Here is a 23556-nt window from a genome sequence, read left to right as displayed (position 1 = left end):
ACCCGGATGCCGTACGGACCCGGGCCCGGCGCGGTCAGTGGCCCGGGGTGCCGCGGTCGCGCCCCGCGGACCGGGCCGGGTCCGCCCGGGCGCCGTCGTCGGGCCGGCTCTCCGCGGCCGGGGCCGGGTCGGCGGCGCCGTCCGGATCGGCGGTGAAGTGCTCCAGGGTGCCGGTGAGCGCCAGGAGCCGGTCCAGGTCGTCCGTACGGTCGTCCAGATGAAGGCGTACGCCCGCCTCCGTGGTCCGGCGGTGAATCATCAGCAGCACCGACAGTCCCATGGAGTCCACGAGGCCGAGGCCGCCGAAGTGCAGATGCAGATCGTCCAGCTGCGGATGCGCGGCGAGTTCCGCGGTGACCGCGGTCATCAGGTCGTCGGCGCTGTCGTAGTCGAGGTCGCCCGAGACCTCTATCCGGACCGTGCCGTCGGCGTCGACTCTGGTCAGGCGCAAGCCTGTGAAGGGCGTCGGGGTCATGCGTTCTTCCCTGCGGTGGTGCGGTGAAAGGAGGAGACCGCGTCGGTGCCCCGGGCGAGGAAGTCCACGGCGCGGGGAAAGTCCTTGAGCTCGTCCGACAGGATGCCCAGGGCCGGCGAAAGGCTGCGCGCGGGCACTCCGCGGGCCGCGAGGATCCCGGCGGTCCAGCCGATGAAGCCGACGAACAGCTCCCCGTCCCCCAGGTAGAGGGCGGTGGCCAGGAAATCCACGATGTGCGCCAGGTCCTCCGCCGTGTGCTCGCGCTGCAGGTCGCTGTAGCCGCGCATCTCGGGGACCGCCTCTTCGAGCCCCGCGAGGACCGTACGGACCAAGGCCGAGCGGCTCCTGGCGACGATCGTGTACTCCTGGTCGGCCAAGTGCGGCAGGTCGTCGATCGCCTGGTGGTCGGGGCGCGGTCGCGGCAGCGGGCCCGCGGCGAGACGGTCGGCGGCGGCGCGGGCGTCCGGTGCCCACGCGTTGGCGCCGAGCAGACGTGCGTACCGTCCGTCGGCGCCGAAGGCCGCGCCGCCCGCCAGGACCGGCACGCCGACCGCCTGGCAGGCCGTGATGGCGGCGTGCGCGGTCGGCAGCCGGGTGGCGATCGAACCGGAGAGCGCGACAGCGTCGGCATCGGACCTGTGCAGATGCGTGATGAGGTGCGGAGTGGGGACCTGGGCGCCCAGATAGTCGACCTTCCAGCCGCGCAGCTTGAGCACTTCCGCCAGCAGACGCGCGGGCAGGGCGTGCCATTCACCGTCGGCGCAGGCCACGGTGAGCCGGCCGCGCGTCACCTCGGTGCGGGCCGCGTCGTGCAACGACAGCGCGGTCACCGCGCGTTCGTTGATGGCGGTCGCCGCGTGCTCCTGGGCGACGCTGAGGCGGTTGGCGGCCCATTCCTCGCCCACCCTGCCCTGGACCGCCGCGATGACGTCGAGCAGCACGGACTCGGCGGGCGCGCCGCCGTCCAGGGCGCCGAGGACGAGTTCGGTGGCCGCGTACTCGTCGGCCCGGACGACGGCGTCCCACAGCTTGTCGGTGAGGAGCCGCGTCTCGGGGTCCGCGGACGGACCGTGCGGAGAACTGGACTTCATGCGGTGAATCTGCCCCGGGTGTGCCCGTCCACCGCACTCAAATGGTGGGTGCGCGGCGCCGAGATCACGACGACGGCCATGTCGTCGTGGGATCCCTGGCCGACCCACTGGTCCGCGAGCATCTGAATGCGTTCCACGATGCCTTCCGACGGCATGCCCGCGCACTCGGCCAACGCGCGGCGCAGCCGTGCCTCGCCGAACCGCGCGTCGCCCAGCGGGCCGCCCTTGCCCTCGGTGATTCCGTCGGTGTAGAGCACGCACGACTCCCCCGGCGCCAGGACCACGTCCGTGGAGCGCGCCGGAGCCTTGGGCAGCACTCCGACCACGGTGCCGCTGGTGTCGGCGCTCTCCACCGTCCCGCCGGTCCTGATGATCAGGGGGCTGGGATGTCCCGCGCTGGTCAGCCGGAGCTTGACGTCGCTGCCCCGGCGCAGGACGGAGGCCAGGACGAGGGTCGCGTACCGGGTGTGGTGGGAGTTGAGCATCGCGGTGTTCAGCAGGCTGATCACGCGCTGGTGGTCGTCGGCCATCGGCAGCAGGGCGTGGAGCGTATTGCGGATCTTGCCGGTCAGTACCGCGGCTTCGAGGCCCTTGCCGCAGACGTCCCCGAGCGCGACCAGCGACGCCTCGTCGTCCGAGAGCGCGGGATGCACGTCGTAGAAGTCGCCGCCGATCCGCTCGTGGTCCTGCGAGGGCTGGTAACCGCCGGCGAAATCCACTCCCCTGGTCTGCTGGAGCGTCGGGGGCAGCAGTTCGCGCATGAGGATCTCGGTGATGGAGGACTGCTCGGCGTAGAGCCGCGCGGCCGACATCGCGGCGCCGGCGCGGGCGGCGAACAACCGGGCGAAGACCTCCTCGCCCTCGGTGAACGCGGTGCTCTCCGAGCGCCGCAGCAGGATCAGCGCCCCGGCCGGTACACCGTGGCCCGGAAGCGGTGTGATCACTATCGAACCGACCGGCCCGAACCCGTCGGGCACCATCCATTCCGGGGCGGAAGCGGGGTCGATCCAGCGCGAGGGCACCGGCGGGAATCCGCGCAGCGCCTCGCCGAGACCGGGTACACCGTCCGGATCCACCTGCTGTTCGAACTGAACGGGGCTCTGGCCGCGCAGGCAGCTCACCACCGGAAGGCGCCGCCTGCGGGCCGGCGCGATGACCAGTGCCGCGTCGGCGAGCTGTTCCGCCGCCATCTGGGCGGTCACGTCCATACAGCGCCCCAGGTTGAGGGAGGACAGCAGGGAGTTGGACGCCTGGGTCAGGAACGCGGTCCGCTCGCGCTCCTTCGTCAGGGCGCTCCTGACGACGCGGTGGTCGGTGTCGTCGACCAGCCACCACACGATCGAACCGTCGTCGCGCGGGCTCGGGTGCGCCTCGAAACTGCGCTCGCCGACCTCACCGAAGGCGGGCGTCGCGGGGGCGTCCGCTGTCCTGGGGCCGGGAAGCCGTACGGCGGTGCGGGCGGCGGTGTGGGCCGCGGACAGCCATACGGGGGCGGCGTCAGTCAGCCGCGTCCCCGGATCGGCCGCGGGCAGCAGTCGCGCCGCGGCATCGTTGCGGAGCACGATCGTGTCCTGGCCGTCGACGACGAGGACGGGGTACGGAACGTGGCCCCATAGGAGACCACTGTCGGAAGTGGTGCCGGACGATTCTTGAGTGGAGACCACATGCTGAGGACCCGCTGTGCGAATCCCTCACCTCATCCGATCGGAAATGTTGCCTTCCGGCAACCATCCCGCACCTGGCGCACGTCTGGCAAGTGAGCGCCGGACGGTGCGGCGACCGGGTGAAGCGGTGAACGGTCAGTTTTCACGATCACCGCTGGGTAGGAGAGGCTGTGCCCGGTCCGGCGATGGTCCGGGCGCCGGGGCGAACGAAGGGTTGGTGCGGTGCTGGAGGCAGACGCTGATGGCGAGCAGGTCCGGCTGGAGCCGCAGTCGGACTCACGTGCGGTCGTGGTCCTCGCCTCCGGCGACCTTGACTACGAGACGGCATCCGTACTGGACGCCGCCCTGGCGCGTGCCGCCGAAGTGGCCGACGCCGTCGTCGTCGACCTGTCGGCCGTCGACTTCGCGGATTCCACCATCCTGCACATCCTGACGCGCGCCAGGACACGGGCCGAGACCGGGAGCCGCGCGCTGTTCCTGGCGGGTCCGCTCAATGACACCCTGGAGCGGCTGTTCGAGGTGACCGGCCTCGGGGACGCCTTCCGGTTCTCACCGGACCGCGAGTCGGCGCTCGCGGCGGTGCCGAGAAAATGGCAGTAGCGGAATCGGCGGAGCGGGGCTTGACGTGACGAACAGGGAGCTTCGACGACAGCCGTCGACCGACGGCCGCGCTCCGGTGCCCACCGGTCCCGCGACGGCACGCGGCCGCGTACGCGAGGTGCTGCTGGCCGCGGGGTTGACCCCTGAGACGATCCGCATGGCGTGGGCCGACGCGATGCTGGTGACATCGGAGCTGACGACCAATGCGGTCCGGCACGGCGGGGGGCTGACCGGCTTCTCCGCGCGCGTCGAGGCGGGATCGCTGGAACTGCGGATCAGCGATGCGAGCGACGAACTTCCCACGACCCGCGATCCGGGCAACAGCTTCCTGCCGGGCGGCTTCGGCATGCCTCTGGTGAAGCGCCTGTGCCGCTCGCTGGACGTGAGACCCGAACCCGGCGGAGGGAAGACCGTCGTCGTCGTGCTGCCCCTGCTCCCGGCTTCCGGCTGACGGACACGCGGCGTTCCGTACGCCCGCGCGCCGGCGCAGCGCCGCGGCCGTGTCAGGTTTCCCACGCATCAGTCATCACAGACCTCGGATCTATTGATCCGAGGTCTGTGTCATGCCGTGACTCTTGTCTTCATTATTAATGAGTTCTATGGTGCTGGCGTCCCCAGGACGCGGCACGCCACCACTGCCGCATCCTCCTCTGCCCGCGCTCGAATTTCAGCGGTCGGGCAGGCAAAACTTCATCGATCCCTGGGAGTGACGCGCCATGACCTCGGACCACCGCCCCGGATTCTTCCCGCACAGTCGTCGGACCTTTCTCGCGGCAAGTGCCGGAACACTCGGTACGCTCGGCACCCTCGGTGGTCTGCCGGCCTTCACGGCGTCGGCCGCGGAACCCGCCCGCCCGGACGGTCCTGTCACAGTGCCGGCCGACGACGGCCTGCGGCTGCGGTACGGCGCGCCCGCGGCCGCCGACAACGTTATCCAGGAGGCGTTGCCGGTCGGCAACGGACGGCTGGGTGCCATGATCGGCGGCGACCCGGCAGCCGAGACACTGCACGTGACCGACAGCACCCTGTGGACCGGCGGGATCAACGACGTCCTGGACGGCGACGGCCAGTTCCCTTACGAGCGGGTGGAGTTCGGCTCGCTCACCCAACTCGCCCTGCTCACCGTCGAGATCGACGGTCACGCGCTCGACGAGGTGTCCTCCTACGGCCGCTGGCTCGACCTCGGCTCCGCGGTGGCGGGGGCGTCGTACCGCAAGGGGGCGGCGACCTTCCGGCGGGAGGTGTGGGCCAGCCACCCCGACGATGTGGTGGTGCTGCACTTCTCGCAGCAGGGCGGCGGCAGGTACACCGGCCGGGTCACGCTGGCCGGGCTGCACGGCGAGACGCCGTCCGCCGCGACGGCGCGGGGCGGACAAGCGACCGTGTCCTTCGCGGCGGCCCTCGGCAACGGCCTGCGCTACGCCGCCGCCGTCACCGCGACCAGCGGCAGCGGGCGGGTCACCGCCGACGGCACCGGCCTGGTCTTCACCGACTGCGCGGACCTGACCGTCGTCCTCGGCGGCGGCACCGACTACGCCCCGGACGCCGCGCACGGCTACCGGAATCCGAAGCTCGTGCCCGAGCAGCTCGCGCGGCACAAGACACAGACGGCCGCGCGCCATCCCGCCTCGGTGCTGCGCGACACCCATGTGGCGGACTACCGGCGGCTGTTCGGCACGATGGAGCTGTCCCTCGGCGCCTCCAGCGAACAGCAGCGCGCGCTGGACACCTGGGAGCGGCTCCAGGCACGGGCCGCCGCAGGATCGGCCCCCGACCCCGAACTGGAGGCCGCCTACCTCCAGTTCGGCCGCTATCTGATGATCAGCGGTTCCCGGGACAGCCTCCCGATGGGCTTGCAGGGTCCGTGGCTGGACGGCAACGACCCGGACTGGATGGGCGATTACCACACCGACATCAATGTGCAGATGAACTACTGGATGCCGGACCGTACGGGGCTGTCCTCGTCCTTCGACGCCTTCACCGACTACTGCCTGGCGCAACTGCCGTCCTGGTCCGACACGACCAGGCGGCTGTTCAACGACCCGCGCAACCGCTTCCGCAACTCCTCGGGCAAGGTGGCCGGCTGGGCGGTCGCCTTCTCCACCAACATCCACGGCGGATCGGGGTGGTGGTGGCATCCGGCGGCCAACGCGTGGCTGGCCAACACCCTTTTCGCGCACTGGGAGTTCACCCAGGACAGGCGGACGCTCGCGCGGATCTATCCGCTGCTCAAGGGTGCCTGCGAGTTCTGGGAGGCGCGGCTGGTCTCGATGTCGGTCACCGACCCGGACGGCGGGGCGGCCCGTGAGGTGCTGGTGGACGACAAGGACTGGTCGCCCGAACACGGGCCGCAGGACGGAATCGGCAACACCTACTCGCAGGAGCTGGTGTGGGCGTTGTTCGGCAACTATCTGGCCGCCGCGGCGGAGCTGGGCGAGGACCGGGCGTATCGGGGCACGATCGCGGGGCTGCGCGAGCGGCTGTACCTGCCGCGGGTCAGTCCCACCTCGGGCCGCCTCGAGGAGTGGATGTCGCCGGACGATCTCGGGGAGGTCGAGCACCGGCATCTGTCGCCGCTGATCGGGCTCTTCCCCGGCGACCGGATCGAACCGGCCTCCTCCCCCGCCGAACTCGTCCAGGGCGCCACCGAATTGCTGATCTCGCGCGGCATGGCCAGTTACGGCTGGGCCAACGCCTGGCGGGCCGCCTGCTGGGCGCGGCTCGGCGACGCCGAACGCGCGTATCAGCTCATCACCACCAACCTCCAGCCGTCGGTGGGCAACAGCAACGGCACCGCGCCCAATCTCTTCGACATCTACCAGGTCGACCAGAGCCGCGGCATCTTCCAGATCGACGCCAACTTCGGGACCCCCACCGCCATCGTCGAGATGCTCGTCCACTCCCGGCCCGGCGCGGTCGATCTGCTGCCCGCGCTCCCCGCCGCGTGGGCCCACTCCGGGCACATCACCGGTGTGGGCGTGCGCGGCGGCTTCCGGGTCGACCTGGTGTGGCGCGACGGCGCCGTCGCCCGCGTCACCGTCCACAGCGTGGGCGGCAGGACCGTCACGGTCACCGCGGGCCGCCGCAGCCGGACGGTGCGCCTGCGGCCCGGCGCCTCGGTCACCCTGACCGGCCTGTAGATCCGTCGTCGCCCCTCGCTCCGGGAGTCCCCTGTGTCCACCACAAACCCCACGAATGCCACGAACGAGCCCGGACGGCCGCTGACCCGACGGGTCTTCCTGGCCGGTTCCGGCGCCGCCGCGCTCGGCGCCGCGGGCGCCGTCCCCGCGCACCCGTCCGGTGCCGCCGGCCCGGCGGGCGGGCCGCGCCGAAGGGGCGGGCCGGGGGTGAACGTGTACGGGCCACCGGTCCGGGAACCGCGCGGGCCCGGCGCATGTCCTTCCCTTCGTCCGGCCAGGCCGGACGGAACCGGTCGAGGTGAGGGAAGACAATGAGCAAGAAGCGTCGTGCGACGAAGTATCTGATCGCGGTGGCATCGGTCGCCATCGCGGTGTCGGCTCTGTCGGGGTGTTCGAGCGACAAGCGCGGCAAGGGCGACGCGCCGGTCGCCAATCACCGGGGCGACGACAGTCCCGCCAATGTCACCAACTTCCCGGACGGCTTCGCGAACATCGCCACCAAGTGCGTCGCCGACGCGCCCGGCTTCCGCGCGTTCGTCACCACGCGGGACGCGGCGCCCGTCATCATCGCCGACCCCGCCTGCAAGGGCTGACGCCGCCTGCCGGCCCCGGCCCGCGGATGCGGGCCGGGGCCGTTCCACTGCCTACGATGTGCGCATGGTCTACGCCCCGGCGCTGTTGTGCTTCTTCCTTTTCTGTGTCGGTGTGCTGCGCGACCGCCGCCGTTTCGGCAATGCCGTACTGCTCGGGCTGACGGGCCTGTTCGCCTTCGGTGCCTGGATCTTCGAACTCCGCGACCGGCACCCGGTCCTGGCCAGGGACCTCGGTGTCGCGCTGGTGGTGCTGGTGGCGCTCGGCATCGTGACCCTGGCGTGGTTCCTGATCTCCAACGGCCTGGTCATGGTGCGCAAGGAAGGCAGGAGTCCGGCCAATCTCCTGTCCCTGCTGGCGGGGCTGGCGCTGGTGGCGCTGCTGGGACTGCTGATCGCCACGGTCGTGCTGCAGAGCCGCGTGCTGGTGGCGGTGACCGCGACGGCCCTCGCGCTGGCCGGCTACGTGGGCTTCCTCTTCCTCTGCTTCGTGGTCTACGCCTTCCTGTACGGGCGGCTGGCCCTGCGGCGCAGGGCGGACTTCGTGGTGGTCCTCGGCTCCGGCCTGATCGGCGGGTCGAAGGTGCCGCCGCTGCTGGCGAGCCGGCTGGACCGGGCCCACGCCGTCCACGGCAGGCTGTCGCGGCGCGGCAGACGGCCGGTGCTCATCACCTCCGGCGGCCAGGGGCCGGACGAGGACCTGCCCGAGTCCCACGCGATGGCCGACTATCTGATCGGGCGCGGTTTCCCCGCGGACCTGATTGAGCGGGAAGACCGGTCGAGGGCGACCGAGGAGAACATCGAATTCAGCAGGACGATCATGGTGAAGGCCAAACCGGACTACCGGTGCGTGATCGTGACGAACAATTACCACGCCTTCCGCGCCGCGGTGACCGCCCGCAGGGCCGGTGTGCGCGGCCATGTGGTGGGGTCGCCGACCGCCGCGTACTTCCTGCCGAGCGCGGTGATCCGCGAATTCGTCGCGCTCTTCGCGACCTACCGGCGCACCAATCTCGGGATCTGCCTGCTGGTCTTCGTCGGCGGCGGCTTCATCTGGCTGCTGGGCTGAGCGGTCGGCGGCGGCGAAGTGGCCGCCGCCGGCCGGTTCCAGGAACTCCTCGCGGACGCGCGGGTCGGGCGGACCGTATGGGGTCCGCCCGACCGGTGTGCGGGGAAGTGGTGCGGGGTCAGACGACCGCTCGGCCGTTGCTGTAGGACTTCATGAAGTACGTGCCGAAGCCGTTCTGCACGGGGTCGCCCGCGTTGTTGATGGCGTGCAGGATGCCGCCGCCGCCCGCGCCGTTGAGGCAGACGGTCATCAGGTCGGTGAAGACGACACCGGGCCGGTCGGGGACCTCGTAGGCGCGGTCGGTGTAGATGTCGGCCTCGAGGTTGAAGAAGCAGTAGCTGCCCAGGCCCCAGGCATGGTGCTCGCGGACGGAGTCGGCGACCTTGTAGGCGGCGTAACCCTTGGTGGCACCGTGCACCCAGGCGGTCTGCGTGGGCACGTCGTACGGGTGCTCGTTCTGGAAGAAGTAGGTGCTGCCGTGGTCGCCATTCCACAGCACTTCGTACTTCTGGTAGTGCTCGACGAACAGGCCGTAGGTGGTGACGTGGTCGCCGTTGACGAGGATGCCGGTGTCGGCGGGGTTGACCGCCCAGCCGACGGTGTTGTCCAGGCCGTGGTCGGCGCGCCACAGCCACAGGTGGTCGCAGATGACGTCATTGCTGTCGATCCGCAGGCTGACGCCCGCGCCGCCCGCGATGGCGCCGCCGATCCGGGCGAAGACGTCGAAGAGCACGGTCGGGTCGGAGGCGTGGCGGCGCCTGCCGCAGCCGTCGCCGATCTGGACCAGCACCGGGGTGTGCTTGGACGCGGCCTCGACGAGCACGCCCGCGACGGTGACACCGTCGACGTCGGCCACGTCGATCAGGGTGTTGCCGTGCGTGGAGCGCAGCGTGGTGTAGCCCAGGCCGAGCACCACGGTGCCGGGGCGGGTGACCCGGATGGTCGAGGACAGGTTGTAGATGCCGGGCGTAAACAGCAGGTGCTGTCCGCGGCTCAGCGCGCGGTTGATCTCGGTGGCGGAGTCGCCGGGGCGGGCCACGAAGCACTTCGACAGCGCGATGCTGTGGCCTGCGGCGCGGCCGTGCGCCCAGGTGGTGCCGGTGGAGTTGCGGCGCAGGGCGGGCACGAAGACCTGGTAGTCGCCGTGCCGGTCGACGGTCAGGAACGGCTTCTCGCGGACCACGGGGGTGCGGTCGACGGTGGTGAAGGGCGGGGTCGGGAAGGTCTGGGCGGGCGCGCCCTGGACGCCGACGAACACCATGTTCCAGTTGGAGCCGTTCCAGCTGCCCATGGTGGAGTTGCGGGTCAGCCACTGCTGCTGCGAGCCGGACTCGACGTAGCCGTCGACGAGGCTGTCGGCCAGGAAGCCGCCGCTGGACCACTGGTTGCCGGGCGGGCTGGGCCACAGGGTGATGTTGCCCTTGATGTGGACCCGGCGCATCGGGCCGGCCTGGGCGACGGCCCAGCGGTTGAGGCCGTCCGGCGGGGCGATCGTCAGGTTCTCGGCGGCGCGCCAGAAGTCCTGGGTGCCGTTGCCGTCGAACCACTGCGCGTCGACGGTGACATGTCCGTTGATCACGACGTCGTCCGGGCTCTCGCCGAGGCCGAGCACATGCGTGTAGAAGCCGACGTTGATGTCGACGTTGTACGTGCCGGGCCGGAAGGCGAGAGCGTAGCGCTCGTCGCCGAACTGGTTGGACTCCTGGGTGGCGAACACCGCGTCGACCGCGGCCTGGATCGCGGCGTCGCCCATGGAGGGGTCGAAGACCAGGACGTTGGCGCCGAGGTCGGCGCCGCCATGGCCGTGACCGTGGCCGTAATCGTTTCCGTGGCCGTGGGACGCGGAGGCGGGCGACGACGCGAACGCCGTTCCTGCGGTGATGCCGCCGACCAGCGGGACCGCGGCGGCGACAGCGGCGCCGCCGCGGAGCATGGTACGGCGAGTGGGGTTGACGGACACAGCTCTCCCTGGACGAGATGGACGGGGCGGGCCGCGGCTGGATCTCAGCCACTAGAGAGCGCTCTCAGGGACGCAGTGAATCATCGTGGGTACCCACCGTCAATAAGCGTGCAGCGACCGGAGATTGCGGGCTCGCGCGAACGCGGCCCGCTTCCTGCGGCGTCCGGACATCGGCGCTGGTCGGGCCGGTCCGGAGTCGAACCCCGGACCGGCCCGTCGGGTCATCCGACGTGTGCGCGCAGTGCCCGCGCCCCGGTCGGTGGCGATCAGCGGCGGCCCCAGGTGTAGGTGGCGGTCGCGCCGGGGGCGACGGTGGTGGTCAGCCGGACGCCGGGGGCGGCGATGGTCGTGGTGTGGGCCGCCGTGCCGCTCGGGTTGTACACGACGAGCGCGGTGCCGCCGTCGGGATTGCGGAAGGCCGTGGCCTGGAGCGGGGCCGGGTCGCCCTCGGTGGCGGCGACGCTCGCCGCGATCCGGGTGGCGCCGGGCCGGACGAAGCGGGAGAAGTGCGCGAGCGTGTAGTAGTTGGCGGTGTACGTGACGGCGCCGGTGGTGGAGTCGATGTTCACGGTGCCGTCGCAGCCGGTGCAGCCGCCGGTGTGCGGGCCGTGGTTCTCGTCCAGCGCGAGATTCCAGAAGATCATGCTGCGGGCCCAGTTGTTCATCGCGCCGATGGTGCGGGTGACGCCTCCGCCGCTGCACTCGGTCTCGAAGATGTCCTTGCCGGGGAAGGACGCCTTGAGCGAGGTCTGGGCGCTCGGGTCGCCGTAGTAGCAGTGGTAGGCGGTGCCGGAGATCCACTTGGCGGCGGGCGAGTTCAACAGGTCGAAGGGGTAGTCGAGTTCCGGGTCCTCGCCGGCGTCGACGTGCGACTGGACGTCGAAGGGGTGCTCGGCCCAGTTGTGGTCGAAGCCGAGGATCTTGGTGCGCAGGCCCGCGGCCTTCAGCGCCGGGCCGAGCCGCTCGATGACCTTGGCCTCCTGGGCGACGGGGAGGTCGGTGCCCGGGTAGTCGGTGCGCAGCAGTGCCTGCGGTTCGTTCTGGACGGTGAGGTAGTCGACCGGGACACCGGCCGCCGCGTACGCCTGGACGAATTTCACCAGGTAGCGGGCGTAGGCGTCGTAGACGCGCGGGTCGTCGATGAGTTTGCCGTCGATCATCGAGCCGCCGGTCTTCATCCAGGCGGGCGGGCTCCATGGGCTCGCGACGATCCGCAGCCGCGGGTTGAGGGCCTTCGCCTGCCGCAGCAGTGGCAGGATCTGCGGCTTGTCGTGAGCGATCGAGAAGTGCTTGAGGGCGTAGTCGGTCGTGCCCGCGGGGATGTCGTCGAAGCTGTAGTCGGAGGTCGCGAAGTCCGAGGCGCCGATGGGCTGGCGGAGCATCCCGAAGCCGTTGCCGCTGTGCGGGTCGAACAGGTCGCGCATCAGGGCGTCGCGGTACTTCTTGTCGAGGCGGTAAAGCACGGCCGCCGAGGAGTCGGTGATGGAGGCGCCGTATCCGGTGATCTTCTGGAAGCCGAGGGCGGGATCGACGTGCACGGTGGTGTCGGCGGCGGCCGTGGTGGTGGTGACGGCGCCCGGGGCGGCCAGTTGGGCGCCGGTGGTGTGCGCGTCGGTCACCCACTGGCGTACGTCCGCGGGGGCGGCGGCGGACGCGGGCGAGGCGCCGAGCTGCGTGGTGACCAGTGCGGTGAGCAGGGCGCAGCCGGCGGCGAGCGCTGCCGTACGGCGGCGCAGGGCGGTACGGGTGGGATGCCTCATGTCGCTCCTGGGATCGAGGGGGCGTGACGGTGCGTCGCGCATGTGACGGGGCCGTCCGTGGGTGGCGGTCGGACGGCCCCGAGGGATGTGCGATCAGGTGCTGCGATGACGGGATATGACGCCCTGTCAGGTGGGGAGGTGCCAGGTCTGCCAGGCGTTGGTGTTGCGGTCCCAGATCTGCAACCGGGTGCCGTTGGCGGTGTTGCCACCGGGGACATCGAGATAGCGGCCGGACTGCGGGTTCTTCAGATGCCCGTCCGATTCGGCCACCCACTGCTGGGCCCCGGAACCGTTGCAGTCCCACAGCTGGAGCTTCGTACCGTTCGCTGTGCCCTGACCGGTCACGTCCAGGCACTTGCCGAGCGCCTTGACCGTGCCGTCACTGCCCACCGTCCAGGACTGGGCGTTGGTGCCGTTGCAGTCGTAGAGCTGCACGGCCGTACCGTTCGCCGTCGCCGACCCCGCCACATCCACACACTTGCCGCCCACACCCGTGATCGGACCGGTGCCGGTACCACCACCGGGCGGCGGTGAGGTGGGCGGGTTGCCGGTCGGGATGTGCACCTCACCGCGGTTGAGCGTGCGGGAGTCGTAGTAGCCGTTCTTGACCTGGTCGTTGGTGTTGTACGAGGGGTTGGTCAGGTAGTCCAGCCAGACGTTCCAGTAGACCCACTTGGGCTGCTGCGCGAGCTGGGAGGGCTGCGGGACGCTGCCGACCTCCGCCAGGGCCATCGGCTTCTTGCTGCCGGCGATGTTCGACAGCGCGTTGTACCAGTCGGTGGCGGGGAATTTCTGCCACCACACGTCCAGGCCGACGACGTCCACGTAGGCGTCGCCCGGGTAGTAGCTGCTCGCCTGCGAGGCGGCGCCTTGCTGGTCCTTGAGCGCCCAGACCCAGATGATGTTGTCCAGGCCCTTGGACTCCAGGTAGTCGTGGGTGATCTGGAACAGCCGCGCGCTGCCGTTCGGCCCGGAACGGCCGCCCCACCAGGCCCAGCCGTCGTTCATCTCGTGCAGCGGCCGGAACAGCACCGGGATGCCCGCGCTCTTCAACTGCTGGAAATACGGTACGAATTGGTCGAGCTTGCGCTTGTAGTCGGTGTTGAGCGTGGTGCCGTCGGTGATGACCTGCTGCCATTCGCTGTCCGACATCTTGCTGCCGTTGACGGGGTTCGAGCCGCCCTGGAAGTCGCAGGTCGCCACATCGGGGCGGCACGCGTGCATCATCAGGCCGGGTATCGCGCCGTTGGCCCACTCGCTCTTGGCTTCGTTGATGACGGTCTGGCGGTTGTCGATGTCGTTCTGGCTGAAGCCGAAGTCACCGTTCCACAGGGCGGGGTACTCCCCCGTGATGTCGTGGACCTTGTTGATCCATTGCGCCGGATTGCTGTTGGCGCCGCCCTGCTGGCCGGAGAGCACGTGATTGCCGGTCAGGCTCTTGAGGTACGCGATCTCGTCGGCCTTGGTGACGCCGGAGGCCGCGGGAGGCGCCGCTGAGGCGGTGCCTCCGCCGGTGAGGGTGAGCGCGACGCCCGCGACGGCGGCGGCCGACGCGCCGGCGACGATCGCCCGCGTTCTGGTGCGTACGGACATGGGGGTGCCCTTTCGTGAGGGGATGACGTCTGCGTGCGGCGGCCGGATGTGAGGCCGCGTCAGGTGGGGAGGTGCCAGGTCTGCCAGGCGTTGGTGTTGCGGTCCCAGATCTGCAACCGGGTGCCGTTGGCGGTGTTGCCACCGGGCACGTCCAGGTAGCGGCCGGACTGCGGGTTCTTCAGATGCCCGTCCGATTCGGCCACCCACTGCTGGGCCCCGGAACCGTTGCAGTCCCACAACTGGAGCTTCGTACCGTTCGCCGTCCCCTGACCGGTCACGTCCAGACACTTGCCCAGCGCCTTGACCGTGCCGTCACTGCCCACCGTCCACGACTGCGCGCCGGTGCCGTTGCAGTCGTAGAGCTGAACCGCCGTACCGTTCGCCGTCGCCGACCCCGCCACATCCACACACTTGCCACCCACACCCGTGATCGGACCGGTGCCGGTACCACCACCGGGCGGCGGTGTGGTGGTGCCTCCGCCGGGGAGGGTGATCTGGCCCTGGTTGAGCACCCGGGAGGAGTTGAAGGTGGCCTGGAGGCCGGAGGTGGAGTTGGCCGAGGTCAGGTAGTCCGACCAGATCATGAACCAGGCCCACTGCGGCTGGGCGGCGAGCTGCGACGGCGTCGGCACCGTACCGACCTCGGCGAGCGAAACGGGCTTGCCGTGCGCGGTGTTGAGGAGCGCCTGGTACCAGTCCGTCGAGGGGAAGCCCTTCACCCAGGGGTCGAGGCTGGCGACGTCCACGTAGTTGTCGCCGGGGTAGAAGCTCGACACACCGGACGAACCGCCGTTCTGGTCGGTGTCCTTGACGTTCCACACCCAGATGATGTTGGTCAGGCCCTTGGAGACCAGGTAGTCGTGGGTGATCTGGAACAGCTTGGCGCTGCCGTTGGCGCCGGGACGGCCGCCCCACCACGCCCAGCCCTCGTTCATCTCGTGCAGCGGCCGGAACAGCACGGGAATGCCGGCGTCCTTCAGCTGCTGGAAGTACGGGACGGCGGTGTCGAGCTTGGCCTTGTAGGCGTTGTTGAGCGAGCTGCCGTTGGTGATCAGCTGGCTCCACTCGGGGTCCGACAGCTTGCTGCCGTTGATGCCGCCGTTCTCGAACGAGCAGGTCGCGACGTCGGGCCGGCACATGTGCCAGGTCAGATTGACCAGCGAGCCGTTGGCCCACTCGGTCTTCGCCTGATTGATCATCGTCTGGCGGTTCGCGATGTCGGCGGCGGTGAAGCCGAGTTCACCGCCCCACAGGCCCGGCCACTTGCCGGTGATCGAGTGGGCCTGCGCGGTGTACTGCGACGGGTTGCTCAGCGGTTCCTTGTTGTGCACGCCGCTGATGACGTGATTGCCGCTGATCTGGTGCAGATAGTCGACGACCGCGGCCGGCGTCGAAGCGCCGGTCGCGGACGCCTGGGACGGCGAGGTCGCCAGCCATGCCGCCGCGGCGAGCGGCAGCGCCGCCAGCAGGGCGGCCGTTCGGCGGCGGAAGATCTTCGGTCTCAAGGGGAGTCCTCTCCTGCGGGGCAACCGGAGGTGGAACGTTGCAGGCAGCGCGGTGCCACGCCTGGCGGTCGCGCTGCGCTGACATCGCTGTCGTGCCGCGACGCACAGGCCGGACCGACGCCTGGAAGCTAGGACTCGCCTTGAGCGGTGTCAATGGATTGGACCAAGCATCGATAAAACGTACTAGTTCCGTGGGCGACTTTGCGGTGATTGCCCCGCTGTGACGACGGGCGGGGTGGCTTTCGCGCGCGTGCTTCCGGGCACTCCGGGCGACCCCGAACCGGCCGTACTGGAACGGTACATGGGCGCGTGCCGGATCCGGTGGGGCGCGCGCCTCAGGCCGTCGCGGTGGCGGGCGCCGTACCGGGCGCCGTGCCCGCCTGCCGTCGGCCGCGCAGCGCCGCGGACGCGACCGCCACCGCGATACCGCCGAAGGCCCAGGCGGCCAGCACCCACAGCGGTCCTGTGGTGTTGTGGCCGTCGAAGTAGACGGTGTTGCGGACGACGGTGGTGCCGGCGCCCGGTGGCAGTGCCTGGCCGATGGCCCGCCAGAACGGCGGGAGGAGGGCGGCCGGGTAGACGCCGCCGGAGCTGGGATTGCCGAGGACGGTGAAGATCAGCACGGTCAGGCCGAGGCCGATGGTGCCGGCAAGTGACTGCAGGGCGACGCCGACCGCGCCCGCCGCGAACACGATCAGGGTGCCGATGCCGACGAGTTCCCAGAAGGCGCCGGGCAGGCAATCGAGGACCGGGCCGACGATCACGGCGCCGCCGATGCCCGAGACGAACGCGTACGGGACCATCGCCGCCAGCCGCACCAGCACGCGGCGCAGCGTGGGCCGCGCGGATCCCGCCGCCATGTTCAGCGCCGACGAGGCGAGGTAGCCGCCGATCGTCCAGCTCAGGACGAGGTAGAAGGAGGACAGGCCCCGCGAGTCGCCCTTCGCCGGCGGGCGGATGTCGCGGACGACGACCTGGCGGTGCTGGGCCTGGCCCGCGACCTGGAAGACCTTGGTGGCGGCGTCCGCCGCCGAGGGGCCGCCGGCCGAGGCGACCAGCACGGTGTCCGTGGTGCCGCGCGGATCGACGATGACGGCGGCGTCCGTACGGCGCTGGAGCAGCTTCCTGGTGGCCTCGGCGCGGTCGGCCACGGCGGTGGCGTGCACCGGTTCGCCGGGCAGGGCGTTGAGCCGGGCCACCGCCGGCGCGGCGGCGGCCCGTGGGGCGGCCACGACGACCGGTACGCGGTGCGGCTTGGGCGAGTGGAAGGCGCCCATGTAGGACAGGGCGAAGCCGAGTTGGAGCAGCAGGACGCCGAACATGACCAGGACGGCGCGCGGGGTGACGGCGTCCCGCAGTTCGGCGAGAAGACCGCTCTTCCGCGAGGGGTCGGGCGCACGGCTGGAACCGGTATCTGGCTGCCTGTCTGCTGGGGTCAACGCCGTCCACTCTCCTGGTCTGCCTGTGCCGCGGGGCCGCGGTCGGGCCCGCGGTGTGCTGATGCCGTCCGCCGGGTCGGCGGGATTCCGTCGGCCGACGTCCGATGCCGTCGGCTTCGGTCGGCTTCCGTCGGCTTCCGTCGCCTGTTGGGATGTGCGAAATCCTCGGCTCCAGGTCGGCCCGGGTGCGCGGGACGCGCCCGCAGCGACGGCATCGGCAACCCGTTCGGGGGACGGCAAGCCCGCCCGGGGTGCGCCATGGGGTGGGGCCAGCCCTACCCCATGATCGGCGGCCTGCCCCACGGACAGGCAGGTCAGCGGCGGGTTACGGTCACGTCCTCGGGTCCCGATCACCGTCCCCCGCGGGCCCGCGCCGCCTCCGGCGCACCCACACGCAAAGGCCCTTCATGGACTCCCTCGGCTCCCTGCCCCGTCTCACGGCCACGCCCCGGCGGCAGATCGGTCTGCTGACCGCCGCGACCGGGGCGCTGCTCGTCGCGTTCTTCATCGCGCCCAACGCCCTGGCGCGCAGCTCGGTCAACACCGGCAACGTCGGCACGACCTTCCGGCACGGCCTGGTCGCGTACTGGGACTCGGGCAGCCAGGACTTCCCCGGCCAACTGGACGCCACGGTCTCCTTCTGGTTCCGCTTCCACGTGGTCAAGGCGGGCGTCAGCGCGCTGCTGCTGGCCTCGGTGGTGGCGCTCGGCATCGTCTTGTGGCGGCTGCGGCGGGAGCGGGCCGGCGAACGTACGCGCCGTTCACTCGTCCTGCCGTGGACGTTCGTCGCGACGACCGGGACCTTCGCGCTGGTCGCCCTGGTGGCCAATGTGCAGGGCGCGGCGGCGCCCTTCGCCTCGCTGCTCCCGATGCTGTCGGGCGGCGGCACGGACAGCGGTGTCGGTACGACGGTCGCGCAGGCCAGGCAGCAGCTCGCCGACTACCCCGACGGCCGGCACTCCCCCGCGCTGGCCGTCATGGTCGACGACTTCGCGGTCTACCACGCGGTGCTCGCGGCGATGGCGGCCGTGGTGGCGCTCGCCCTCGGCGCGGCGACCGTGGTCCTGTGGCGGCGGCGCAGGGCGTCCGCCGCGCCGGCCGGTACGCGGGCGCGCCGTCCGCTGACGTGGGGCGTCGCGGGCTGCGCGGCCCTGACGGCGGTGGTGCTGGTCGTGGCGGTCGCGAACGCCACGAGTGCGGCGCACTCCCCGCAGGCGCTCGCGGCCTTCTTCGACGGCGGTTGGTGAGCCGCCGCCTGTCGTGTACGTGCCGCTCGCGTAGGTGCCGGTCGCTCCGCTCGGGGCGCCCGGCACCTCCGGCTGCGTGCGGGCTCCGGTCAGTGGACGGCGGTCAGTGAGCGGCGGTCAGCGCGAGGGTCGCCGCGGCCAGCGCCAGATACCCGGCGGGGAAGGCGATGTTGTGGAAGACGCGGGCCCGGAGGTGTGCGGCGAGGGCCGCGACGAAGAACAGGACGAGGCCGGTCGCGGCGGCGAGCGCGAGCGGCCGTATGCCCGCGAGACCGAGCAGCAGACCCGCCGCGCCGGCGATCTTCAGGGCGGCGAGCCGCGGCAGCCAGGCCGGAGGAACCCCGACCTCGGCCGAATTGCCGACGACGAAATCGGCGCGGGCGAAGCACGCCACCGCTTCCGCACCGGTGGCGAGGACGGTGACGAGCGTGACGATCACATAAACGGCGGTCATGAGGACGGTCCTTCGGCGTGCGTGGATGGTGGTCGGTGTGCGTGAGCGGGAGTCGGCGGGGGCTCGACGCGCGGCGAAGCGCCCTTGTCCGCAAGCCTCGTGAGAGCCTGTCGCGCCGTCCAATACCTGCGGCTATAACCTGGCGGCATGGATCTGGACACCCGTCTGCTGCGCTACTTCGTCGCCGTCGCGGAGGAGGGCACGCTCACCCGCGCCGCGGAGCGGCTGTATGTGTCGCAGCCGGCGCTCACCAAGCAGATCCGGCAGCTGGAACGCCTGCTCGGGGTGCGGCTGTTCACCCGCTCCCGGACCGGGATGACCCCGACGGAGGCGGGCCGGCTGCTCGCGGCACGGACGCCGGGTCTGCTGGCGGACCTCGACGGGCTGCTGCGGGAGGCCAGGAGCGTCGAGCGCCGTGGCGCCCGGGTGCTGCGGGTCGGCTTTCTCGCCAGCGCCGCCAATGAGGCGACCCCGCACATCATCGCGGAATTCGGCCGCCGCAGGCCGGGCTGGCGGGTGGAGATGCGGCAGGCGCCCTGGTCGAATCCGAGCGCGGGGCTGGCCGACGGGGACGTCGATGTCGCGCTGGTGCGGCTGCCGTTCCCGGGGCAGGAGGCGCTGCGGATCACGCCGCTGTTCAGTGAGCCGCGCTGGATCGCGCTCCCCGCGGGCCACCGACTGGCGGACCGCGCGGAGATCGCCTTCCGTGAGGTGTGGGACGAGCCCTTCGTGGCGGCCGTGCCGGAGGCGGGCGCCTGGCGTGACGAGTGGCTGGCGGCGGCCGAGCGGGACGGGCGCCCGGTCCGGGTCGGCGCCGTCACGGATCTGCCGGACGACTGGCTGAACGCCATCGCCAACGGTTTCGGCATCGCACTGGCGCCCGCGTCCGCCGCGCGTTTCTACGCCAGGCCCGGCATCGTCTACCGGCCCGTCAGCGGTGTCAGCGGCAGCGAGGTCGCGGTCGCCCGGTCCCCCGCCGACGACGGCAATGCGGTGGTACGGGACTTCGTCCGTTGCTGCGTACGGGTCGCGGGGCCACGGCAGGACGCCGGCTGATCCCGGGCGGCGTCCGCCAAAGCGTGACGCTCGTACTGAAAGCCCACCTGCCGTCGACCGTGTCGTCTACGCTGAATTCGCAAGGCGGTCCCGTCGGAAACGTCGCACGGAAACACTTCCGCGTCCAGTCGCCGAATTCCCAGGAGAAGGCGCATCGACACCAATTCCTGCATTCGCCACCGACCCCCGCTTCCCGGGCATAATGGACAGCGCGCCCAGGGATCGTTTTGCGCCATTCATGGCGGACGCCGCCCTGAAATCACCGCCTCCCGCGCTGGTCACGTACCGCGCGCGGCGTTCCTGAATACCGCAGTGATTCCCGCACCTCAGCCGGACGACGAGAGCCACCCCGTACGCAAGTGCCGACACACCAGTGAATGAGGTCGCGCATGCCACAGGTCAAGGAACTCCCTTCGGTCACCTTCAACGACGGCTCGGGCGGGCTGCTCGCTTTCAAACGCGACCAGCTCGCCTTCCTCTCCCGCGGACTGGCCCGGCACGGCGACATATTCCGTTTCCGGCCGCTCGGGATACCCATGGTCATGGTGAATCATCCCGACCACATTCAGCACATACTCATCGACAAGGGCGACAAGTACGACAAGAACGCCAGTCTCTTCAAGATCGTCCGCCCGGTGCTGCGCAAGGGGCTCATCGCCAACGCGGACATGGAGCTGTGGCGGCGTCAGCGCCGCATGATGGCACCGCACTTCACCCCGAAGGCGGTCAGCGCCTTCGCCCGCAACATGACCGACGAGACGGCGCGCAGCCTGGAGCACTGGGAGCGGGTCTACGGCCCCGGTGACACGCTCGACGTCACCGACGAGATCGGCGCGCTGGCGCTGCGGATCGTCATCCGTTCGCTGTTCAGCGCGGACGTGACCGACACCGCGCTCGCCTTCGAGCGGGCCTTCGGCGCGGCGAATTCCATCCTCGGCGCCTTCTTCCGCTTCCCCTTCCCGCCGCTGAGCGTGCCGACCCCCGGCCACCGTCGGCTGCGCCGGGCCATCGACGAGATGGACGCCTTCGTCTCCGGTTTCGTGCGCAAGCGGCTGGCCGAGGAGGTCGCCGTCGGCGAGGAGACGGACCTGCTGACGCTGCTGCTGCACACCGTGGACGAGGTCGACGGCGGCGGCATGGACCTCGAACAGCTGCACCACGAGGTGCTCAACATCTGCATCGGCGCGTACGAGACGACCACCAACACGCTGTCCTGGGCGTTCTATCTGCTGGCCCGGCACCCCGAGGTCGAGAAGAAGGTGCACGAGGAGGTCGACCGGGTGGTGGGCGACCGGACGCCGCGCTTCGAGGACCTGCGCGAGCTGACGTACACCCGTACCGTCGTCGACGAGACGCTGCGCATCTACTCCCCCGCCTACCAGTTCATGCGGCACGCCACCGAGGACGACGTGATCGACGGTTACCGTGTCCCGGCCGGCAGCAACATGCTGATCAACAGCTACTTCCTGCACCGGCACCCGGACTTCTGGGACGAGCCGGAGGAATTCCGGCCGGAGCGCTTCGGCAAGGAGGAGGTCGCCCGCCGTCCCAAGCACGCCTATCTGCCGTTCGGTGTGGGCCAACGGGTCTGCATCGGCAAGCACTTCGCGCTCACCGAACTCATCCTCGTGCTGGCGACGGTCGCGCGCCGCTACCGGCTGGTGCTGCCCGAGGGCGCCCCCGAGGTCGTGCCGGAAGCGCTGATCACCCTGCACCCCAAGGGCGGCGTGCGGTTACGTCTGGAGCGCCGGTGACCGGCGGGGCGCCGGGCGGCGCCGGACTGCCGGAGATCACCAGCCCCTTCCCGTACCGCGTCAATCCGCACGCGGACGCCGCGCGGGACCACTTGGCCGGGTGGGCGCGCGACGCGGGTCTGGTGCGGCGCGAGTCGGCCAGGCAGCGCTTCGACCGGGCCGACTTCGGCTGGTTCGCGGCCCTGGTCTACCCGGAGGCGAACGCGGCGCATCTGGAGCTGATGGCCGACTGGTTCGCCTGGCTCTTCCTGGTCGACGACCAGCTCGACGACGGCCTGTTCGGGCGCAGCCAGGACCAGGTGGGCGATGTCGTCGACCAGATGCGGGCCGTGCTCGACGGCCGCGGTCCCGACCCGGCCGGGGGCGGCTCCGCGCTGCCGACCGTGGTCTCCTCGCTGGCCGATCTGTGGCGGCGCACCACGGCGGACGCGCCACCGGGCTGGGACCGCCGGTTCATCGGCCATCTGGAGCAGTGCCTGAGCACGGCGGCGCTGTGGGAGGCGGGCAACCGGATCGGCGGCATCGTCCCGCCGGAGGACGTCTACATCGCCAACCGCCGTCACACCGGGGCCATTTACGTCTGCATGGACCTCATCGAGATCGTGCGGCCCACGCGGATGCCCGACGAGGTGCGCGGGAGCCGCGAGTTCGGCGCCGCACTGGACGCGGCGTGCAATGTGGTGTGCTGGACCAACGACGTGTATTCGCTCGCCAAGGAGCGGGCGCTGGGCGAGGTCCACAATCTCGTCTATGTCGTGCAGCACCACCGTGGTTTGACGGAGCGTCAGGCGCTGGAGCGGGTGCACGCCGCGATCGACGCGGAGACCGGCCGCTTCCTGGCGCACGAGCGGGACGTGCTGGTCGCCCATCCCGACTGGGCCGGTCCGCTGGGCCGTTATCTGGACGGGATGCGGACCTGGATGCGCGGCAATCTGGACTGGTCGCGGCGCACGAAGCGTTACCGCACCTCGGCGGCGACCGGTGAGGAACGGCCCGAGGAGTATCTGGAAGGCCGGCTCACGGGGGCGGAACGGTGACCGGCGCGCCGAGCGGGACGGTGAACGGCGCGCTCCCCGATGTCCAGGAAGTGCTGGGGTGGGCGCGTTCGGTGACCGGCCCGGTGCTGGAGCGCGCGGTCGCCGAACTGCCGGAGCCGGTCCGTACGGTGGCCCGCTACCACTTCGGCTGGCGCGACGCGCGGGGCAATCCGGCGGCGGGCGACTGGGGCAAGGGCGTGCGCGGCGCGCTGGTGCTGGCGAGCGCGCAGGCGCTCGATCCGGCCGCCGGACCGCCGCTGTCGGCGCCCGCCGCGTACCGGGCTCCCGGTCCGCAGGCGGTACGGGCGGCCGCGGTGGTGGAGCTGGTGCACAATTTCTCGCTGCTGCACGACGACTTCATGGACGACGACCGGCTGCGCCGAGGGCGGCCCACGGCGTGGGTGGTCTTCGGCGACGCCAAGGCCGTACTGGCCGGTGACGCCCTGATGGCGCTGTCGATGAAGCTGCTCACCGAGTCGGAGGGGCCACTGCCGGCGGGAACGGACGCGGTGCGGGAGCTGGCGAACGCGCTGCTGGCGCTGGTGGCCGGGCAGGGCGAGGACCTGGTCTTCGAGAGCCGCAGCGACGTCCGCGAGGAGGACTGTCTGCGGATGGCCGACGGCAAGACGGCGTCGCTGCTGGCGGCGGCGTGCGCGCTCGGCGCGAAGGCGGTGGGCGCGGCGCCGGAACGGGTGGGCGCGCTGCGCGCCTTCGGCCGCCACATCGGGCTCGCCTTCCAGCTCGCCGACGACCTGCTCGGGGTGTGGGGCGACAGTGCCCTGTCGGGCAAGGCGGCCGGCGGTGATCTGCGGCGCCGCAAGCGTTCCTTCCCGGTGGTGGCCGCGATCCGCAGCGGCACCACGGCCGGACGGCGCCTTGCCGGTCTCTACCGGCTCGCCGCGCTGGCCGAGCGCCCGCTGACCGACCGCGAGGTCGTCCGCGCCACCGCGCTGGTGGAGGAGGCGGGCGGCCGGGAACTGACCCGGCGGGAGGCGGACCGGCAGCGGGCCCGGGCGCTGGACTGCCTGGCCACCGCCGTCCCGGATCCCGGCAGATCGCACCTGCTGGCGGCGCTGGCCGACATGGCGGTGGACCGCAGGGTGTAACGGTGCGGCGCCGTAC

19 protein-coding genes are annotated in these 23556 nt (G+C 71.1%); 10 read left to right on the top strand and 9 right to left on the bottom strand.

The window, feature by feature from the left end:
- Window positions 1–34: 34 nt before the first annotated feature.
- Genes BM076_RS32695 through BM076_RS32685 form a run of 3 tightly spaced genes read right to left on the bottom strand, consistent with a single transcriptional unit; the run spans window position 35 to window position 3128 of the window.
- Window positions 35–475, bottom strand: coding sequence for an STAS domain-containing protein (locus tag BM076_RS32695; RefSeq protein WP_093717388.1), 441 nt, complete (start codon window positions 473–475; stop codon window positions 35–37).
- Complete coding sequence (locus BM076_RS32690; RefSeq protein ID WP_093717387.1) at window positions 472–1566, bottom strand: cobalamin B12-binding domain-containing protein; 1095 nt, start codon at window positions 1564–1566, stop codon at window positions 472–474. Before BM076_RS32690 ends, BM076_RS32695 begins: the two co-directional genes overlap by 4 nt.
- Complete coding sequence (locus BM076_RS32685) at window positions 1563–3128, bottom strand: PP2C family protein-serine/threonine phosphatase (protein ID WP_177246731.1); 1566 nt, start codon at window positions 3126–3128, stop codon at window positions 1563–1565. The genes BM076_RS32690 and BM076_RS32685 overlap by 4 nt, the downstream gene beginning before the upstream one ends.
- A 324-nt stretch (window positions 3129–3452) precedes the next feature.
- Between BM076_RS32685 and BM076_RS32680 the strand changes: the two genes are divergently transcribed.
- The 5 genes from BM076_RS32680 (at window position 3453) to BM076_RS32660 (ending at window position 8629) form a co-directional block, all read left to right on the top strand.
- Window positions 3453–3830 carry an STAS domain-containing protein gene (locus BM076_RS32680; protein ID WP_245796603.1) on the top strand — a complete coding sequence of 126 codons (378 nt, stop codon included), beginning with the start codon at window positions 3453–3455 and terminating at the stop codon, window positions 3828–3830.
- Between the two features lie 25 nt (window positions 3831–3855).
- Window positions 3856–4281: an ATP-binding protein gene (locus BM076_RS32675; protein ID WP_245796602.1), complete on the top strand. Its 426-nt coding sequence runs from the start codon at window positions 3856–3858 to the stop codon at window positions 4279–4281.
- 265 nt (window positions 4282–4546) lie between these two features.
- Window positions 4547–6970, top strand: a complete 2424-nt coding sequence (locus BM076_RS32670) for a glycosyl hydrolase family 95 catalytic domain-containing protein (RefSeq protein WP_093717384.1) — start codon at window positions 4547–4549, stop codon at window positions 6968–6970.
- A gap of 311 nt (window positions 6971–7281) precedes the next feature.
- On the top strand, window positions 7282–7563 hold the full coding sequence (locus BM076_RS32665; RefSeq protein WP_093717383.1) for a hypothetical protein: 282 nt from the start codon (window positions 7282–7284) through the stop codon (window positions 7561–7563).
- Between the two features lie 64 nt (window positions 7564–7627).
- Window positions 7628–8629: a YdcF family protein gene (locus BM076_RS32660; protein WP_093717382.1), complete on the top strand. Its 1002-nt coding sequence runs from the start codon at window positions 7628–7630 to the stop codon at window positions 8627–8629.
- 118 nt (window positions 8630–8747) lie between these two features.
- On the opposite strand, the gene BM076_RS32655 is transcribed toward BM076_RS32660, so the two are convergent.
- The 5 genes from BM076_RS32655 to BM076_RS32635 all read right to left on the bottom strand — a co-directional run bounded on the left by BM076_RS32655 (window position 8748) and on the right by BM076_RS32635 (window position 16805).
- Window positions 8748–10562 (bottom strand): adenylyl cyclase, encoded by a 1815-nt coding sequence (locus tag BM076_RS32655; protein ID WP_093717381.1) that lies wholly within the window; start codon window positions 10560–10562, stop codon window positions 8748–8750.
- Window positions 10563–10855: 293 nt separating this feature from the next.
- Window positions 10856–12349: a glycoside hydrolase family 30 protein gene (locus tag BM076_RS32650; protein ID WP_093717380.1), complete on the bottom strand. Its 1494-nt coding sequence runs from the start codon at window positions 12347–12349 to the stop codon at window positions 10856–10858.
- A gap of 126 nt (window positions 12350–12475) precedes the next feature.
- Entirely contained in the window at window positions 12476–13942 is a 1467-nt protein-coding gene (locus BM076_RS32645; RefSeq protein WP_093717379.1) for a glycosyl hydrolase, read from the bottom strand.
- 59 nt (window positions 13943–14001) lie between these two features.
- Window positions 14002–15447: a glycosyl hydrolase gene (locus BM076_RS32640; RefSeq protein WP_093717378.1), complete on the bottom strand. Its 1446-nt coding sequence runs from the start codon at window positions 15445–15447 to the stop codon at window positions 14002–14004.
- Window positions 15448–15782: 335 nt separating this feature from the next.
- A complete protein-coding gene (locus BM076_RS32635; protein ID WP_093717412.1) occupies window positions 15783–16805 on the bottom strand; it encodes an ABC transporter permease in 1023 nt (340 codons plus the stop codon).
- 488 nt (window positions 16806–17293) lie between these two features.
- Between BM076_RS32635 and BM076_RS32630 the strand changes: the two genes are divergently transcribed.
- Window positions 17294–18133 (top strand): hypothetical protein, encoded by an 840-nt coding sequence (locus tag BM076_RS32630; RefSeq protein ID WP_093717377.1) that lies wholly within the window; start codon window positions 17294–17296, stop codon window positions 18131–18133.
- A 103-nt stretch (window positions 18134–18236) separates the two neighbouring features.
- Here BM076_RS32630 and BM076_RS32625 read toward each other — a convergent pair whose 3' ends face one another.
- A complete protein-coding gene (locus BM076_RS32625; RefSeq protein WP_093717376.1) occupies window positions 18237–18587 on the bottom strand; it encodes a DoxX family protein in 351 nt (116 codons plus the stop codon).
- Window positions 18588–18734: 147 nt separating this feature from the next.
- Here BM076_RS32625 and BM076_RS32620 point away from each other — a divergent pair, with 147 nt between their 5' ends.
- The 4 genes from BM076_RS32620 to BM076_RS32605 all read left to right on the top strand — a co-directional run bounded on the left by BM076_RS32620 (window position 18735) and on the right by BM076_RS32605 (window position 23540).
- A complete protein-coding gene (locus tag BM076_RS32620) occupies window positions 18735–19643 on the top strand; it encodes a LysR family transcriptional regulator (RefSeq protein ID WP_093717375.1) in 909 nt (302 codons plus the stop codon).
- 389 nt (window positions 19644–20032) lie between these two features.
- The gene (locus BM076_RS32615) at window positions 20033–21397 is read left to right on the top strand and encodes a cytochrome P450 (protein ID WP_177246730.1); all 1365 of its coding nucleotides are present in this window, start codon (window positions 20033–20035) and stop codon (window positions 21395–21397) included.
- The gene (locus BM076_RS32610; protein ID WP_093717373.1) at window positions 21394–22434 is read left to right on the top strand and encodes a terpene synthase family protein; all 1041 of its coding nucleotides are present in this window, start codon (window positions 21394–21396) and stop codon (window positions 22432–22434) included. Before BM076_RS32615 ends, BM076_RS32610 begins: the two co-directional genes overlap by 4 nt.
- Window positions 22431–23540 carry a polyprenyl synthetase family protein gene (locus tag BM076_RS32605; protein WP_245796601.1) on the top strand — a complete coding sequence of 370 codons (1110 nt, stop codon included), beginning with the start codon at window positions 22431–22433 and terminating at the stop codon, window positions 23538–23540. The genes BM076_RS32610 and BM076_RS32605 overlap by 4 nt, the downstream gene beginning before the upstream one ends.
- The last annotated feature ends 16 nt before the right edge of the window (window positions 23541–23556 follow it).

It is taken from the genome of Actinacidiphila alni, assembly GCF_900112845.1.
Classification (GTDB): Bacteria; Actinomycetota; Actinomycetes; order Streptomycetales; family Streptomycetaceae; genus Actinacidiphila; species Actinacidiphila alni.
This window is presented reverse-complemented; position numbering and strand designations above follow the sequence as displayed.